This window comes from Pseudomonas sp. GP01-A4 (assembly GCF_058780865.1).
This window is the reverse complement of sequence record NZ_JBYSWF010000041.1, coordinates 1-16,757: the sequence shown is the minus strand read 5'-3', so window position 1 is coordinate 16,757 and position 16,757 is coordinate 1. Positions and strand designations below refer to the sequence as shown.

Below are 16,757 nucleotides of genomic sequence, written 5' to 3'. Positions count from 1 at the left end.
AGTAGCAGACAAAACGCTTTGGTAGCGCTAACATCGGCATTATTGGTAGGTGCGATATAGAGCGTCAAATACTAAAAAATTAGTTTTATATTCTTTTAGGTTTTTAACAGGATCGTCCCTTGAGCGAAGACAAACCCCGGAAACGCCGTGGTGCCGGCCGCGTCACCTTGAATACCGTGGCGCGCCAGGCCGGTGTGTCAGCGATTACCGTGTCGCGCTATTTCAACCAGCCGGAGCAGGTCTCGCCCGAACGCCGCGAACGCATCGCGGCGGTGGTTGCCGAATTGGGCTATGTGCCGAACCTGGTGGCGGGTGGGCTGGCGTCGGCGCGGGGCAGGATCGTCGCGATGGTGATTCCAAACATCTCCGGGCCGATCTTCGCCAATACCATCCAGGGCTTCAGCGATACCCTCAGCCGCCACGGCTACCAATTGCTGCTGGCGTCCAGTTACTTCAGCGCCGAGCAGGAAGAAAATGCAGTGCGCGCGTTTCTTGGCTGGTCCCCGGCGGCATTGGTGCTCACCAGCCGCTTCCATAGCGCGGGCACCGAGAAGATGATCGCCGAGGCGGATATCCCGGTGGTTGAAACCTGGGATTACCAACCCGAGCGGGAGCCGTTGCAGATTGGCTTCTCGCATTACGAGGTGGGCGTGACGGCTGCGCGCTACCTGCATGGCAAGGGTTATCGGCGCATCGCGTTCGTACAGAACAGCGCGCCGGGGGACTTCAGTGCACTGGAACGCCGGGATGGCTACAGCGCGACCCTGATTGAGCTGGGCATGCAGCCGTGGGTGTTTGCCCCGGGCGCCGATCGCGCACCGTTTGAGGCGGGCAAGCAAGCGATGCAGGCATTGATGAGTGCCGCCATTCCACCGGACGCAATCATCTTCGCCAATGACAACCTGGCCGCCGGTGGCCTGCTGGCCGGGCAACGGGCAGGTCTGGAGATCCCCAAGGATTGCGCCGTGCTCGGCTTTGGTGATTACCCGTTTGCCGAAATGCTCTTGCCCAGTCTCAGCACCATCAAGCCGCCCGCCCTGGAGATCGGTGTGCTGGCGGCAACGCGGGTACTGGAAAGCCTGGGCGTGTTGCCGGTTGAGGATGAGGTGCAGCGCTTGAACCTGCTGGAGTGCCGCTTGATCGAGCGCGAGAGCGCCTGAGTCCAGTTGCGGCTCATGGCCATGTTGCGTTGACTCTCGGTATTTTCTGATAACGGATTATTCAAGGTCAGGCGCTGAAACATGCGTTTGATTGCGTGCGCTCGTCTCTTTTTTATCAGTGGGTAGTTCTTCTTCGGTGACAAGTTTTAGCGATGGCTAATTGCAATTAGTGCGGTGAGTTTCGCGATTTAAAAAGTGCAATGACTTGGTGGGTTGTTCTTTTGAGTAGTGTCCATGTGATATTGCAAGGTGGCCTATTGAACTGATCATTGATTGCCATTAGGTGCCGGGATAGACCCAGATCTTGCGTGAGACTGGCGATATTTTCTTGCGCTGATGAACTAAGTTTAAACATGTCAGTCGATGCTTTAAACATCATGTGTACGGTCATGGCTAACTAATGGCGCCTGTTGGTAGTTCTAAAAGGCCATAACTTAAGTGGGCTGTAATACAAAATGTTTTGGTGTAGGGTCCGTACCTTGTCATGACAGCGCTTGCGCTAAAAACCTCCAACTAAGTGTGGATGCCCTTGTTCCGGCGTGTGCCACGGAACAGGTTTTTAAATAGCCCCTCAGACTTGTGCAGATGCCCCAGCCGATACCGTCAATGCCCATCGATGCATGCCGAATGCAGATTCCGGATGCCGAACAAGTGTGCGCGTGGCTGATGCGAAAAGCCGGTCTGAAAACCGTCGACCTGGAACGTGCTCGACGGTTATCCCAGGAATCCGACGACCCCGAACTGCTCGGCCTGCTGACGCGCCTGGGGCTCGTTTCCGAAGTGGAACTGGCGCGGGCCTGGGCCGATTTGCTCGGCGCGCCGTTGCTGCTGGCGGACGCCGCACCGCCCGTGCTCGACCCGCTGCCGGCGCTGACCGAACGCTTCATGCGCCATTACCAGGTGGTGCCGGTGGGCTGGAGCCACGGTGGTGTGAGGGTGTTGGCGGCCAACCCGGCGCTGCTGTATCCGTTCCAGGCCCTGGCGTACGCGTGCGGCGTGCCGGTGTGGCTGGCGGTCGGGCCGCGCAACGAAGTCGAAACCCTGATCGAGCGTTACTACGGCCAGGGCCGTTCCGCCATGGGCACCCTGATCGAAAACCTCGATGAACAGGGCGGCGCCCTGGAAGACATCGAACACCTCAAGGACATGGCCTCCGAAGCCCCGGTGATTCGCCTGGTCAACCTGATCCTGCAACGGGCCGTGGAGCACCGCGCCTCGGACATCCATATCGAACCCTTCGAAAACCAGCTCAAGGTGCGCTACCGCATCGACGGTGTGCTGCATGAAGCGGAAGCGCCGCCGGCGAGTTCCTCGGCGGCGGTGATTTCCCGGGTCAAGATCATGGCGCGCCTCGACATCGCCGAGCGCCGCCTGCCGCAGGACGGCCGGATCATGTTGCGCATCCAGGGCAAGGAACTGGACCTGCGGGTATCCACGGTGCCCACCAGTTTTGGCGAGTCGGTGGTGATGCGCCTGCTGGACCGCCAGACCGTGCAGTTCGATTTCCAGAGCCTGGGCTTTGACGGCCAGCGCCTGGAAACCTTCCTTGAAGTGCTCGAGCGGCCCCACGGCATCCTGCTGGTCACCGGGCCCACCGGCTCGGGTAAAACCACCACGCTCTATACCGCGTTGTCGCGGCTCAATACCGCCGAGCGCAAGATCATCACCGTCGAAGACCCGGTGGAATACCAGCTGGAAGGCATCAACCAGATCCAGGTCAAACCCGCCATTGGGCTGGACTTCGCCGGCGCGCTGCGCTCCATCGTGCGCCAGGACCCGGACGTGATCATGATCGGTGAAATCCGCGACCTCGAAACCTGCCGCATCGCCATCCAGTCCTCCCTGACCGGCCACCTGGTGCTCTCGACCCTGCACACCAACAGTGCCGCAGCGAGTATCACGCGCCTGCTGGACATGGGTGTGGAGAGCTACCTGATCGCCTCGACCGTCAATGGCATCCTCGCGCAGCGCCTGGTGCGCCGCCTCGACCCGGCGACCCGTGAGGCGTTCGAAGCGCCGCCGGAGTTGATCGAGGAACACGGCCTCGACCGCTTCACCGAACAGCGCCCGATCCTGCTTTACCGGCCTCGCGCCAACGCCGCCGGCGGCGGTTACCACGGCCGCAGTGCAATCACCGAATTGCTGGTGATGAATGACGAACTGCGCAGCTTGTTGATGCGCCAGGCCGACGCCGCGACCCTCGAACAGGCCGCCCGCCGTGGTGGCTTGCGCACCCTGCATGAAGAAGGCCTGCGCCAGGCGGTGGCCGGTGTCACGTCCCTTGAAGAAGTGTTGCGCGTCACCCGTGGAGAGGGCGCGTGAGCCTGTTCAAATACCGTGCCCTGGACAGCCAGGGCGTCGCGCAGAACGGCACCCTCGAAGCGAAGGACCAGGCCGCCGCCGTCGCTGCGCTGCACAAGCGTGGCCTGCTGCTATTGCACATCGATGCCGCCGGTGCCCAAGGGCTGCGCAATGCCTTCGGGCGCGGTCAGTTGAATGGCGCGGCGCTGGTCAGTTTTACCCAGCAACTGGCCACCCTGCTGGGCGCGGGCCAACCGCTGGAGCGCTCGCTGGGCATCCTGCTCAAGCAGCCCGGCCAGCCGCAGACCCGGGCACTGATCGAGCGTATCCGCGAGCACGTCAAGGCCGGCAAGCCATTGTCGGCAGCGCTGGAAGAGGAGGGCAGCCAATTTTCGCCGCTGTACCTGAGCATGGTCCGTGCCGGTGAGGCGGGCGGTGCGCTGGAGAACACCCTGCGCCAACTCAGTGACTACCTGGAACGCAGCCAGTTATTGAGAGGCGAGGTGATCAACGCGCTGATCTATCCCGCCTTCCTGGTGGTGGGCGTGCTCGGTTCCCTGGCGCTGTTGCTGGCTTACGTGGTGCCGCAGTTCGTGCCGATCTTCAAGGATCTGGGCGTGCCGATTCCGTTGATCACCGAAGTGATCCTGGGCCTTGGGCAGTTCCTCGGCGCCTATGGCCTGGCGGTTTTTGCCGGGTTGATCGTGACGGTCTGGGCCCTGGCGGCACGCCTGCGCAACCCACGACACCGCGAGCAGTACGACCGGCGCGTGCTGGGTATCCGCGTTATCGGCCCGCTGTTGCAGCGGGTCGAAGCCGCACGCCTGGCACGCACCCTCGGCACCTTGCTGAGCAACGGCGTGGCGCTGCTGCAAGCGCTGGTGATCGCCCGCCAGGTCTGCACCAACCGTGCCTTGCAGGCACAAGTGGCCCAGGCCGCCGAGTCGGTGAAAGGCGGCGGCACCCTGGCCAGTGCATTTGGCAGCCAACCGCTGCTGCCGGACCTGGCCCTGCAAATGATTGAAGTCGGCGAACAGGCCGGTGAACTGGACAGCATGCTGCTCAAGGTCGCCGACGTGTTCGACGTCGAAGCCAAGCGCGGCATCGACCGCCTGCTCGCCGCCCTGGTGCCGTCCCTGACGGTGGTCATGGCGGTGCTGGTGGCGGTGATCATGCTCGCGATCATGCTGCCGCTGATGAGCCTGACCAGCAATATATGAAGACCCAAGGAAGCAAGCCGATGCGCCATACCCGTTTCAAACCCGCCCGCCGCCAAGGCGGTTTCACCTTGCTGGAAATGCTCGCGGTGATTGTGTTGCTGGGCATCGTCGCGACCATCGTGGTGCGCCAGGTGGGCGGCAACGTCGACAAGGGCAAATACGGCGCGGGCAAGGCGCAACTGGCCAGCCTGAGCATGAAGATCGAGAGCTACGGCCTGGACGTCGGCTCGCCACCCAAGACCCTCCAGCAATTGGTCGACAAGCCCGGCAACACCGCCGGCTGGGCCGGGCCGTACGCCAAGCCCTCAGACCTCAAGGACCCGTTCGGCCATGCCTTCGGCTATCGCTTCCCCGGTGAACATGGCGCCTTCGACCTGATCTTCTACGGTCAGGACGGCCAGCCCGGCGGCGAAGGCTACAGCGCCGACCTGGGCAACTGGGAATAATGCCGGCCCTCCAACGCGGCTTTACCCTGCTGGAGATGCTGGTGGTGATCGTGTTGATCAGCATCGCGGCCGGGTTGGTGGGATTTGGCCTGCAACAAGGCCTGCGGGTAGCGAAAGAGCGCCAGGTGGTCGGGCAGATGGTGGATGCCCTGCGCAGCACACGGGCACGGGCGATTGTCAGCGGCAGGTCGGCCAAGACCGTCTTCGACTTGGCCCGGCTGAGCTTTCAGGCGCCGGGGCAACCCATCAAGCACTGGCCGGCCGATCTGCAAGTGACCCTGCACACCGCCGAACACGCAGGCGCTGCGGTGGAGTTTTACCCCGACGGCAGCTCTACCGGCGGCAACCTGTTATTGGCCAATGGCACGCGGCGCTGGCGCATCGACGTCGGCTGGCTGACCGGCAGCGTGCAGTCCAGGGCATTGCCATGAAGCGTCAGTCGGGTTTCACCTTGCTGGAAATGCTCGCAGCGCTGACCCTCATGGCGATCTGCAGCACGGTGTTGCTGGTCGCGTTCGGCCAAAGCGCGCGCTCGTTGTTGCAGGTGGCCCACAGCGACCGCCTGACCCATACCGCCTTGAGCGTGATGGATCAGGAGGCGTCGGGGCCCCTGGCCAGTGGCGTGCGCCAGGGCGAGCTGGACGGCATTGCCTGGCAACTGCGCGTCGCCCAGCAGCCCACCCGCATCGGTCAGCCACATTTGTTTCGCCTCGATCTCAGCGTCAGCGAAGGTCTGCGCCGCGCAAATTTCAGTACCTTGAAACTGCGCGCCAGCCGCGACGGGAGCCTCCAGTGAAGCAGCAGCGGGGCTTCACGTTGCTCGAAATCATGATCGTGCTCAGCCTGCTGGGCGTGTTGTTGGCCCTGGTGGGCGGCGCGCTCCTGGGAGCCAACCGTGCAGTACTCAAGGCGCAGCGCTACACCGTCAGCCTGGATGAAAGTCGCGCCGCGCAACAGTTCCTGCGCACTTCCATCAGCGAGGCGCTGCCCCTGGACGTGACCGAGGACGACAGCCAGACCAACGGCTTTTTTGTCGGCGCTCCCCAGCGCCTGCAATACGTCGCGACCTTGCCGGGCGTGCTCGGCGGCGGTATCCAGCGTTTCACCTTGCAGTTGACCGAGCGCGAGTTGCAGGTGGCGTTCGCACGGTTTGAGTCCAATGCCCAAGTGAGCGTGCCGGCCACCCGCAGCGAACCGCAGGTGTTGCTGAAGAACGTCGAGGATCTGCAATTCAGCTATCGCGGCCTGTCGCCCAAGGGCCAGGCCACCGGTTGGATCAGTGACTGGCCGTGGACCAAACGCCTGCCTTATGCGGTACGCATTGCAGCACAAGTCAACGGACCGGTGCCGTGGGTCACCCAAGTGGTTGCCTTGCGCCTGAACCTCTCCAGCGGAGCATCAGGCGAATGAAGCGTCAGCGCGGCGTTGCATTGCTGCTGGTGCTGTGGGTACTGGCGTTGCTCAGCTTGCTGCTGGGCGGCCTGGCCGGTTGGGTACAACTGGAAAGCCGCCAGGCCCTGTGGCATCGCCAGCATACCCAGGCGCTGCTGGCGGCGGAGGCGGGCGTGGCGTTGGCCATGCAGGCCCTGGCCGACCCGCTGCAACGCAAGCAATGGATCGCCGACGGCCGCGAAATGCCCCTGGTATTTGATGACGCACAGCTTCACGTGAGCCTGCACAGCGAGCGCGGCAAGCTGTATTTGAACAGCGCAGAGACGGCCGACTTTGCCCGCCTGGCCCTGGCCTGCGGCGCCACCCAGGCCCAGGCCAGTCGGCTCGCCAGGGACCTGGAAGTGCGGCGCAACGCAGGCCTGGCGCCGTTCCGCGTGGTGGAGGAAGTGCGGCAATTGCCCGGCATAACCCAGGCGCTGTACAGCCGGCTGGCCCCGGAAATCAGTTTGTGGAGCGGCCTGGACCGGCCCGATCCCGCTTTCGCCAGCCCATTGATGCGCCAGGCGCTGAACCTGCCCCGGCAGAGCGCAGTAGGGGCCGACCCCGGTGACGTGCTGGTGATCGACAGCCGCGCACAACGCCCCGGCGGTTACCACGCCCGGTTACGAACCACGGTTTTATTGAGCCCATCGGAGGGAAGCGCACAACCTTATCGGGTGCTGCGTTGGCAAGAATGAATCCATACCTTTCGGCGCCAGTGGCGCGCCTTCAACAGCTGGCCGAACCGCTCACCCGGCGCTGGCGCGGCAGCTTGCTGCAAGTGGGCTGGCGCCTGTGGCTCAAGGAGCTGCGTGGCTGCCTGCCGGCGTGGCTGTCGGTCCGTGACATCCCCGAGCACCGCTACCACTGGCCGTTGACCGAGCCGGTGGCAAAACCTGCCGACGAGGTGCGCCAGGTGCTGGTGCTCGCGCCCTCGGCGGTGCTGCGGCAAACCCTGCAACTGCCCCTGGCGGCCGCGCGCAACCTGTCGACGGTGGTGGGTTATGAGCTGGACCGCTTTACCCCGTTCGAGGCTGAACAGTTGTACTTCGTGGCCCGCCAGGAACGGCGCACCGCCACGCATGTGCAAGTGACCCTGGTGGCCATCCTGCGGGAGCGCCTGGATCAAATCCTGTTGGACTGCGCTGCTCTCGGCTTGCAGCCCCATGCGGTGGATGTGGACGGGCCAATGGGCATCGACCTGCTGCCGGCGCCGTTGCGCCCACGCCAGCGGCCGGCCGGGAAGGGCTTGCAACGCAGCCTGCCCTGGCTGTGCGGCGCCTTGCTGATTGCCGCGATGCTGCTGTGGCTCAACGACCGCCAGCGGGTGCTCGACGTCATGCAGGCGCAGGTGCAACAACAGAAAGCCCAGGTCGCCGAGGTCCAGAGCCTGCGCCAGCAACTGCTCAATACCCGTGGCGCCGCGCAGTACCTGATTCGCCGCAAGTCGGCACAACCGCCGTTGGCGGCGTTGCTCAACGAGCTGACCGCCTGCCTGCCCGCCGATACCTGGATCGACCAGTTGGACGTCAACAACGGCGCCGACGTGTCCTTCTCCGGGCAAAGCGCCAAGGCGAGTGCCCTGATCACTCGGATCAAGGCGTGCCACAGCCTGGAAAACCCCCAGTTCGAAGGGGTGATCCAACCCGATGCGCAAACCGGCAAGGATCAGTTTTCCCTGCGCGCCCACTTGCACCAGGAGGCCGCCGATGCGCCGACCACTGACACCCCGTGAGCGTCGCGGCGCCGCCTTGCTGGTCCTGGCGCTGGTGCTGGGCGGCGGTTACTGGCTGCTGATCGACAGCTGGTTCGCCGGGCCATTGCGTGCCATGGGCGAGCAGGCCGAACAGCTGCGCGAACAACAGCAACGCTATGCGGGCCTACTGCACCAGGGCGCCGCCTTGCGTGAGCAACTGGAGCAAGCCCGCCAGGACCCGGCCAGCAGCACCAGCCTGTTGTCGGGGGATGACCCCAGCGCCGTGGCGGCGGACCTGATGCAGCGCATCGCCGACCTGATCAACAGCCGCGCCGGCCTCGGCGGCGGCTGCAGCCTGACCCAGCGCATGCCCATCACCCCGGAGCAGGACGACACCGAGCCCTATCGCCAGGTCAAAGTCAGCCTGACCCTCAACTGCGCCATCGAACCCCTGACTGCGATCCTGCATGAGCTGGAGTACCAGCGACCGTTCCTGTTCGTGGATGAAATGAGCGTCCGTCGCGGGCCGAATGCCCCCGCCAGCGGCGGTGCCGGAAAGCTGGTGGTGCACCTGTTGGTGCGCGGTTATCTGCAACCGGCAGCCGCCACGCAGGCCCGCCGATGATCAATTCATTGCGCCCCCTCGAGTGGGGATTGCTCGGTGTGGCCGGGCTGCTGGGCCTGCTGATGGTGGGCATCTTGAGCAGCATCGGCGACGCGCCGCAGTGGTTGGATGAGCCTGCCTCCGCCGTGCGCGCCAATGCTTCGGCCAAGGTTCACGTGGCCCCGAGTGCGACCCTGGAAAGCCTCGCCGGCACCTGGCAGGCGCCGCTGTTCAGCCCCGACCGCAGCCCCGATGCCGCCGTGGGTCAGGCCGAGATTTCCAGCCTGTCGAGCCTGAAGCTGACCGGCGTGCTGCTCGACGGCGACCTGCGCGTCGCGCTGCTCAAGCGTGACGAGGGCCCGCCGCTCAAAGTCCAGCAAGGCCAGACTCTGCCCAACGGCTGGCGCCTGGAACACCTGACACCGGTGCACGCCCGTTTTGTGCTGGATGGCCGCACGCAAACCCTGAGCCTCAGCGTTCCGCGTTTGCCGCCGCCGTCCACCACACCACCGATTTCCCTTCCTCACGAGCCCGCCCCTTGATCGATACTTCCCCTCGCGCCTTGCGCACCAGCGTGTTTTGCCTGGCCACCGCCGTCGCCTTGGGCGGCTGTGGGTCATTCCCCGATCACCTCGACCCGGACGATGCCTTGCTTCACGAGGCGATGCAGGGCACCGGTTCGCAACGGCCGCCCGTGGACCCGGCCAGCGAGTCGCCTGCGGCCGACAGCCGCCAAGCCCAGGCGCCTACGCCGCCCCAGCGCCAGTTGATTCGCGGTAACCAGCAGTTCGTGCGCCAGCCCGCACCTGCGCCGGCGGTCAAGGATGAAGCCAGCGGCGACATCGTGTTCAACTTCGCCGACCAGCCGATTGAGGCGGTGATCAACAGCGTCATGGGCGACCTGCTGCACGAGAACTACAGCATCGCCCAGGGTGTGAAAGGCAACGTAAGCTTCTCCACCTCAAAGCCGGTGAGCAAGCAGCAGGCGCTGTCGATCCTCGAAACCCTGTTGTCCTGGACCGATAACGCGATGATCCGCCAGGGCCAGCGCTACGTGATCCTGCCCGCCAACCAGGCGGTGGCGGGCAAGCTGGTGCCGGAAATGAGCGTGTCGCAACCCTCCAGCGGGCTCTCGGCGCGGCTGTTTCCGCTGCGCTATATCTCGGCCACGGAAATGCAGAAACTGCTCAAGCCGTTCGCCCGGGAAAACGCATTCCTGCTGGTGGACCCGGCACGCAACGTGCTGAGCCTGGCCGGTACGCCGGATGAGTTGGCCAACTATCAGGACACCATCGACACCTTCGACGTCGATTGGCTCAAGGGGATGTCGGTGGGGGTGTTCGGTTTGCAACGGGCCTCGGTGGCCGAGTTGATGCCCGAGCTGCAAAAAATGTTTGGCCCCGACAGCGGCATGCCCCTGGCGGGCATGGTGCGCTTCCTGCCCATCGAGCGGACCAATTCGGTGGTGGCGATCTCGTCCCAGCCGCAGTACCTCAGTGAAGTTGGCGACTGGATTCACACCATCGATGAAGGCGGCGGCAACGAGCGGCAGATGTACGTCTACGACGTGCGCAACATGAAGGCCACGGACCTCGCCAAATACCTGCGGCAGATCTACGGCACCGGCGCGATCAAGGACGATGCGCCGGCCAAGGTGGCGCCGGGGCTGCGCACGGCGACCTTGTCGTCACTCAACACCAGCGGCGGCACCTCGGGTGGCTTGAACAACAGCAGCAATAGCCCGCCCGTCAGTGACGATGAGGACCAGGCCCCGGCCGCCAGCGAAGACGGTGAAAATGCAGAGCCGGGCGCTGCCAAAAGCCTCGACGCCGGCACCCGGATCACCGCGCAAAAAAGCAGTAACCAGTTGCTGGTACGCACCCGACCGGTGCAGTGGAAGGAGATCGAATCGGCGATCAAGCGCCTCGACAACCCGCCGCTGCAAGTGCAGATCGAGACGCGCATCCTCGAAGTCAAACTCACCGGCGAACTGGACCTCGGGGTGCAATGGTACCTGGGCCGCCTGGCGGGCAACTCCACCAGCACCACGGTAGCCAATACCCCTGGCAGCCAGGGCGCCCTGGGTGGCGGCGGTGCGGGATTGGGCGCGGATTCGCTGTTCTATTCCTTCGTCAGCTCCAACCTGCAAGTGGCCTTGCACGCCCTGGAAACCAACGGCCGCACCCAGGTGCTGTCGGCGCCGTCGCTGGTGGTGATGAACAACCAGCCGGCGCAGATCCAGGTGGGTGACAACATCCCCATCAGCCAGACCACGGTCAACACCGGCAACGCCGACAGCACCTTGAGCAGCGTCGAATACGTGCAGACCGGGGTGATCCTCGACGTGGTGCCGCGCATCAACCCGGGCGGCCTGGTGTACATGGACATCCAGCAACAGGTCAGCGACGCCGAGAACCAAACCACCAACAGCAGTGACACGCCCAACAACCCGCGCATCTCCACACGTTCGGTGTCCACCCAGGTGGCGGTGCAAAGCGGCCAGACCGTGTTGCTCGGCGGGCTGATCAAGCAGGACAACGCCGAGAGCGTCAGTGCGGTGCCGTACCTGGGGAAAATCCCAGGGCTGCGCTGGTTGTTTGGCAACACCAGCAAGTCCAAGGATCGCACCGAGTTGATCGTGCTGATCACGCCGAGGGTGATCACCAGCAGCGGTCAGGCGCGGCAGGTGACGGATGACTATCGCCAGCAGATGCAGCTGTTGCGACCGGCGAACTGAAGGACCTTTCAGCCCTTGCGTTGCAGGGTGTGATAACCCAGCGCTGCGCGGGCTTCACGCAGGGATTTGCCTTCATCGAGCAGCGCCCGGATACGCGCTTCCACCGCTTCAATCGAGCGTGCACAGGCTGCCACTTCATGGGCCCGCTCGCGCGGCACGATCACCACGCCGTTGGCGTCGGCGACCACGATGTCCCGGGCGCACACCCGGGCCTGGCCGACGGACACCGGCTGGTTTACCGCTTCCACTTCAACCCGGTCCTTGCCCGTGCGCATGAACCGGCCCTTGGTGAACAGCGGGTAGCTGTCGCCCAGGGCCTTGCTCACGTCGCGGCACACGCCATCGATCACCGTCGCGGCGATCCGCTGGCTGCCGGCGTACTGGGTCATGATGTCGCCCCACACCGTGCAGTCGGTGCGTCCGTCGTTGTCGATCACCACCACATCGCCTTCGGCCACGTCATCGATAAAGTCGCCTACGGTGCCCGGCGGGGTGCTGGCGCTGACGTAGCGCACGGTGAAGGCCGGGCCGACCACCACCTGGCGATAGTTGTCCAGGGGCATGATTCCCAGGCATTGGCCGGGCAGGCCGAGTTTGTCCAGGGCGTCGGACACGCCCGGGGTGTCCAGGCCGGCAAACAGGGCAACCAATTCTTGGTCTTGGGGTGACATGGATAACTCCTCGTGGTGGTGGCAAATCAGGTCGGGTGGCTGGAGGCCGGGCGGGGCTCGGCAATGGTCAGCAAAATGATGAAGCTGATGAACGAGCCGATCGCCAGCCAGGCGAACACGTAGTTCCAGCCGTAGTTGTCCAGCAGCAGGCCGGTGATGAAGGGCGTGGCGGCGGCGCCCAACTGGCCGATCATGTTCACGATGGCGTTGGAGATCGGGAAGGTCTTCTTGGTGGTCAGGCCCATCGGGTAGACCATGTAGGACGAGAAGCCGAGGCTCAGCACCACGCCGGTCAGCATCAGCAGCAAGCCGTAGGGCAGGGGCTCGGCCGGTGAGTTGATCAGCAGGTACATCATCAGCGAGGTGCCGACGGCTGACAGCAACATGCCCGGCTTGCGGCGCCCGCCCATCAGGCGGTCCGAGCAGAAACCGCCCAGCAGGTTGCCCAGCACCGCGCCCACCCAGGGCGCTGCCGAGACCAGGCCCATGTTCATGATCGAAAACTGCTTGACGGTCATCAGGTAGGTGGGAATCCACGCCAGCAGCACGCTGGAGACACCGAGCTGGAAGCAGTAGCTGGTGGCGCACCCCCAGATATTCCATGAGGTGAAAACCTGACGGTTGGTTTCCAGGGGCTTTTCATCGCGGGTGCGGATCACCCGGTCGAGCTTTTTCACCCACGCCGGCGTCTTGTGCACACGGGCGGTCTGGGCGATTGCGGTGTCTTCGACGATGTATTGAAGTTCGGCCTGGTTGACGAAGCGGCTGCGGGACGGATGGTCGGTGACCAGGAAGTACCAGACCACCGCCAGCACGATGCCCGGGATCGCAAAGAAGTAGAAAATCTCGCGCCAGCCCCATACCGAAATGATCACGGCACACAGCGGCGGCACGATCACCGGTCCGAACTTCACGGCCGACAGAAAGATCCCCGACGCGGTGCCTTTTTCCCGTGCCGGAAACCAGTTATTGATGGTGGTGGTCATGCTGATGGGCAGCGGGCCTTCGGCGATACCCAGGCCCAGGCGATAGAGTTTCAGCGCCAGCAGTGAGCTGGCGGTGCCCACCAGCCCGGTCAACAGGGAGGTTAGCACCATGGCCCCCGGCAGGATCCGGCTGACGCCAAAGCGCCCGAAGGCAAAGCCCGACGGCAGTTGTGCCAGGGCGTAAGCCAGCAGGAACAGGCTGACCAGGCCACCGGCCTGGGCGTTGCTCATTGCAAATTCCTGGCGAATGAACGGCAGCGCCACGCCGAGGTTGGCCCGGTCGGCGGCGGCCACGGTGTAGATCAGGAAAATCAGCGCAGCAACCACCCAGCGGTATTGGCTGCGCACAGCGGGTTTTATGACTTCAGGCATAGACATGGGGGCGGACCTTGTTGTTGTGAGTGTTGTCCTGTTCGGCCTTAATCTTAAGAAGGGGCGCACGCCACCATTAGCGATATTTATCTATGTGAACTCATCACTTTTATTCTTCTGCCAGCAAGCTGCTGCAGAAGCCGCGGATTGCCTCGCACGCCTGGCGCAACGACTTGTCATCCAGGGCATAGGCGATGCGGATGTACGGCCCCAGGCCGAAGGCGCTGCCATGCACCACGGCTACATTGGCCTCATCCAGCAGCGCCAGGGCCACGTCTTCATCGCTGCGCAGCAGCCGCCCGCCCGCCGAGGTGCGCCCGATCAGCGCGGCGCATGAGGCGAACGCGTAGAACGCGCCGGCGGGGCTGATGCACGTCAGGCCTGGCGTGTCGTTCAGCAACTGGACCATCAAGTCCCGGCGCGCCTGGAACACCCGGCGGCTGTCGCGGATGAAATCCCTGGGGCCTTCCAGTGCAGCGAGGGCCGCCTGTTGCGAGATCGAACAGGCGCCGGAGGTCTGCTGGCCCTGGAGTTTTTCCATGGCCTCCAGCAGCCAGCGTGGGCCGGTGGCGAAACCGATGCGCCAGCCGGTCATGGCGTAGGCCTTGGACACGCCGTTCATGGTCAATGTGCGTGGTGCCAAACGCGGCTCAACCTGGGCCAGGGTATGAAAGGCCTGGCCGTCGAAGATCAGGTGCTCGTAAATGTCATCGGCCAGGATCAGCACCTGCGGGTGGGCCAACAGCACTTCGGCCAGCGCCCGTAGCTCGCCCTCGCTGTACACCGCGCCGGTGGGATTGGACGGTGAATTGAGGATCAGCCAGCGTGTTTGCAGGGTGATTGCAGCAGCCAGGGCCTCGGGTGTCAGCTTGAATCCACTGTTGGCATTGCAAGTGACGATGCGCGCCTCGCCGCCGCACAGTTGCACCATCTCCGGGTAACTGACCCAGTACGGCGCGGGCACGATCACCTCGTCGCCTTCATTGAGGGTGGCTGCCAGGGCGTTGTAGATCACCTGCTTGCCGCCGTTGCACACGAGGGTGTCCTGCCAGGACACGTCCAGGCCGTTTTCGCGCCGGAACTTCGCCGCCACCGCCTCCCGCAGGGCCCGCGCACCGGCCACCTGGGTGTAGCGGGTATGCCCGGTTTCAATGGCCTGGATCGCGGCTTCGCGGATATGCGCCGGGGTGTCGAAATCCGGTTCGCCGGCGCACAGCGAGATAATCTGCGCGCCTTGCGCCCGGCGTTCGGCGACGCGGTCCATGATGCGATAGGTGGCAGACGGTTGTGCGCTGGCCAGGCGCGGGTTCAGCCGCTGGATATCGGCGCTCATCGGCTGATCGCCTCAAACTGTGCGTCGTGCATCACCTCGACCACCGAGCGCCCGCTGCGCACGGCCTGCACCATGCCGTCCTGGCGGCGGGCAATGCGCTCGCCCAGGTCCAGGACCTTTTCGATCACCGCCTGGGGCACGAACACCGTGCCGCAGGTATCGGCGATCACGTAGTCGTCCTCGCTGACGCTTACGCCAGCAACGCTGAGGGTCACGCCGGCGTCGAGCTGCACCACGCGGTTGCGCGCGCTGATCATGGTCACGCCGCGTCCGTACACCGGATAGCCGATGGCTTCGCTGCCGTCGATATCGCGGCTGAAACCATCAATCACCGTACCGCGTATGTGTTTGCGCAACGCCGCGTTGGCGATGATGTCGCCCCAGCAGGAAATGCCCTCGATACCGCCGGCAATCACCAGCACCCGGTCGTCTGTCGCGACCTGTTCGATCACCGGGGTGATCAAGTGCACGGTCGGGGCGATGTCGGACTTGGGGCCGAGCAGTACGGTACTGGCGCGGCCAACGATCTTCGGGCAGTTCCACAATGGGCGCAGGCCCACGGTGGCGCCGGGCAGGCCGAGGAAGTCGAGGGCGTCGGACACGGTGTTGGTGTCCAGTGCGGCCAGGCGGTCGAGCAAACGGTCAGGGGTCATGGGCAAGCCTCGGGTGACGGAGGCGGCCAGTGTCAGGCAGTGCCTATGATAGGTATATTACGAAGTACAGAAGCCTTGCATACGCTTAACCTATGGATAAGACCATGATCAACTTTCGCCTGATTCGTCACCTCTGGTTGTTCCTGGCCGTGGCTGAAGAGCAGAACTTTGGCCGTGCGGCCAAGCGCCTCGGCATGTCCCAGCCACCGCTGAGCGAGCAGATCCAGGTGCTGGAGCAGGCGCTCAAGGTCAAGCTGTTCGACCGCTCCCGACGGGGGGCCAAGCTGACTCCGGTGGGCGCGGCGATCCTGCCGGCGGTGCGCAAGTTCGCCGAGCAGCTGGAGCGCCTGGAACTCGCCGTGGAAGAAGCGGTGGCGGGGCAGTCGGGGATGTTGACCATCGGCGCGATCTCCACGGCGATGTTTGATGTGCTGCCGGGGTTGATCGAGCAACTGAAGCTTGATTACCCGCAGCTCACGGTGTCGGTGCGGGAAATCGACAGCGTCGAGGCGTTGCCGGCGCTGGAGGCCGGGGATATCGACCTGGCGTTTGCCCGGCTGGATGGTGACCTTGGGGCTTCGGTGCAGTCATTGCCGCTGACGGAGGACCGGCTGGTGGTGGCGCTTCCGGTGGATCATCCGTTGGCGAGTCGTACGCGGATCAGTTTGTCGAGCCTGGCGAATGAGCCGTTGGTGATGTTTTCGCGCAACGTCAGTCCGGTGTATTTCGACAATTTGATCGCTACCTGTCGTGCCAGCGGGTTTTCGCCTCGGGTGCTGCATGAAGTGCGGTCGGTGGCTTCGCAGATCGCGTTTGTCAGCTATGGGCAGGGTATTGCGTTGGTGCCGGCGTCGTTGAAGAAGCTGGCGCCGGCCAATGTGGTGTTTCGGGCGTTGAGCCAGAAGCTCAATGTGGTGACCACGGCCGTCGCCTGGAATACCCAGCGGCCGAACCCGGTGGTGGAGGCGGTGATCGCGCGGTTTCGCTAGGGGTTGGGGTTGAGTACATATCCGTTATTTAGGTAACGGCGGCTTATGGTTCCGCTCTTACAGCGGGTCACTTTTGGCAAGCGCCCGGAATGCCGGCCCAGCCAAAAGTAACCAAAAGGTCTTTGCCCCACCACTCGGTGCCTCGCCTAGGCTCGGCA

At 64.1% G+C, this 16,757-nt stretch carries 17 protein-coding genes; 13 read left to right on the top strand and 4 right to left on the bottom strand.

Going from position 1 to position 16,757, the window contains the following annotated elements:
* The first annotated feature begins 119 nt into the window (after nt 1–119).
* The 12 genes from AC3WKX_RS21660 to gspD all read left to right on the top strand — a co-directional run bounded on the left by AC3WKX_RS21660 (nt 120) and on the right by gspD (nt 11,595).
* Nucleotides 120–1,160, top strand: coding sequence for a LacI family DNA-binding transcriptional regulator (locus AC3WKX_RS21660; protein ID WP_102605831.1), 1,041 nt, complete (start codon nt 120–122; stop codon nt 1,158–1,160).
* Nucleotides 1,161–1,757: 597 nt separating this feature from the next.
* Nucleotides 1,758–3,482, top strand: coding sequence for a type II secretion system ATPase GspE (gene gspE / locus AC3WKX_RS21655; protein ID WP_488656216.1), 1,725 nt, complete (start codon nt 1,758–1,760; stop codon nt 3,480–3,482).
* A complete protein-coding gene (gene gspF / locus AC3WKX_RS21650) occupies nt 3,479–4,681 on the top strand; it encodes a type II secretion system inner membrane protein GspF (RefSeq protein ID WP_102605832.1) in 1,203 nt (400 codons plus the stop codon). The genes gspE and gspF overlap by 4 nt, the downstream gene beginning before the upstream one ends.
* Nucleotides 4,682–4,701: 20 nt before the next feature.
* Nucleotides 4,702–5,127, top strand: coding sequence for a type II secretion system major pseudopilin GspG (gene gspG / locus AC3WKX_RS21645; RefSeq protein ID WP_003209911.1), 426 nt, complete (start codon nt 4,702–4,704; stop codon nt 5,125–5,127).
* Nucleotides 5,127–5,558, top strand: coding sequence for a type II secretion system protein (locus AC3WKX_RS21640; protein ID WP_003209913.1), 432 nt, complete (start codon nt 5,127–5,129; stop codon nt 5,556–5,558). The genes gspG and AC3WKX_RS21640 overlap by 1 nt, the downstream gene beginning before the upstream one ends.
* Entirely contained in the window at nt 5,555–5,923 is a 369-nt protein-coding gene (locus tag AC3WKX_RS21635) for a type II secretion system protein (protein ID WP_102605833.1), read from the top strand. Before AC3WKX_RS21640 ends, AC3WKX_RS21635 begins: the two co-directional genes overlap by 4 nt.
* On the top strand, nt 5,920–6,537 hold the full coding sequence (locus AC3WKX_RS21630; RefSeq protein WP_003209916.1) for a prepilin-type N-terminal cleavage/methylation domain-containing protein: 618 nt from the start codon (nt 5,920–5,922) through the stop codon (nt 6,535–6,537). Before AC3WKX_RS21635 ends, AC3WKX_RS21630 begins: the two co-directional genes overlap by 4 nt.
* The gene (locus AC3WKX_RS21625; RefSeq protein ID WP_102605834.1) at nt 6,534–7,256 is read left to right on the top strand and encodes a general secretion pathway protein GspK; all 723 of its coding nucleotides are present in this window, start codon (nt 6,534–6,536) and stop codon (nt 7,254–7,256) included. The genes AC3WKX_RS21630 and AC3WKX_RS21625 overlap by 4 nt, the downstream gene beginning before the upstream one ends.
* On the top strand, nt 7,253–8,293 hold the full coding sequence (locus tag AC3WKX_RS21620; RefSeq protein WP_102605835.1) for a PilN domain-containing protein: 1,041 nt from the start codon (nt 7,253–7,255) through the stop codon (nt 8,291–8,293). The genes AC3WKX_RS21625 and AC3WKX_RS21620 overlap by 4 nt, the downstream gene beginning before the upstream one ends.
* A complete protein-coding gene (gene gspM, locus AC3WKX_RS21615; RefSeq protein ID WP_102605841.1) occupies nt 8,268–8,879 on the top strand; it encodes a type II secretion system protein GspM in 612 nt (203 codons plus the stop codon). Before AC3WKX_RS21620 ends, gspM begins: the two co-directional genes overlap by 26 nt.
* Complete coding sequence (locus AC3WKX_RS21610; protein ID WP_102605836.1) at nt 8,876–9,400, top strand: type II secretion system protein, XpsN-like; 525 nt, start codon at nt 8,876–8,878, stop codon at nt 9,398–9,400. The genes gspM and AC3WKX_RS21610 overlap by 4 nt, the downstream gene beginning before the upstream one ends.
* Nucleotides 9,397–11,595: a type II secretion system secretin GspD gene (gspD, locus tag AC3WKX_RS21605; protein ID WP_102605837.1), complete on the top strand. Its 2,199-nt coding sequence runs from the start codon at nt 9,397–9,399 to the stop codon at nt 11,593–11,595. The genes AC3WKX_RS21610 and gspD overlap by 4 nt, the downstream gene beginning before the upstream one ends.
* An 8-nt stretch (nt 11,596–11,603) precedes the next feature.
* On the opposite strand, the gene AC3WKX_RS21600 is transcribed toward gspD, so the two are convergent.
* From AC3WKX_RS21600 to AC3WKX_RS21585, 4 genes are all read right to left on the bottom strand, one after another.
* Nucleotides 11,604–12,266 carry an RraA family protein gene (locus tag AC3WKX_RS21600; protein WP_102605838.1) on the bottom strand — a complete coding sequence of 221 codons (663 nt, stop codon included), beginning with the start codon at nt 12,264–12,266 and terminating at the stop codon, nt 11,604–11,606.
* 26 nt (nt 12,267–12,292) lie between these two features.
* The gene (locus AC3WKX_RS21595) at nt 12,293–13,630 is read right to left on the bottom strand and encodes an MFS transporter (protein WP_023658999.1); all 1,338 of its coding nucleotides are present in this window, start codon (nt 13,628–13,630) and stop codon (nt 12,293–12,295) included.
* A 103-nt stretch (nt 13,631–13,733) separates the two neighbouring features.
* Nucleotides 13,734–14,957, bottom strand: coding sequence for a pyridoxal phosphate-dependent aminotransferase (locus AC3WKX_RS21590; protein WP_102605839.1), 1,224 nt, complete (start codon nt 14,955–14,957; stop codon nt 13,734–13,736).
* On the bottom strand, nt 14,954–15,610 hold the full coding sequence (locus AC3WKX_RS21585; RefSeq protein ID WP_102605840.1) for an RraA family protein: 657 nt from the start codon (nt 15,608–15,610) through the stop codon (nt 14,954–14,956). The genes AC3WKX_RS21590 and AC3WKX_RS21585 overlap by 4 nt, the downstream gene beginning before the upstream one ends.
* Before the next feature lie 104 nt (nt 15,611–15,714).
* Here AC3WKX_RS21585 and AC3WKX_RS21580 point away from each other — a divergent pair, with 104 nt between their 5' ends.
* Complete coding sequence (locus AC3WKX_RS21580) at nt 15,715–16,599, top strand: LysR family transcriptional regulator (RefSeq protein WP_003209935.1); 885 nt, start codon at nt 15,715–15,717, stop codon at nt 16,597–16,599.
* Nucleotides 16,600–16,757: the final 158 nt, after the last annotated feature.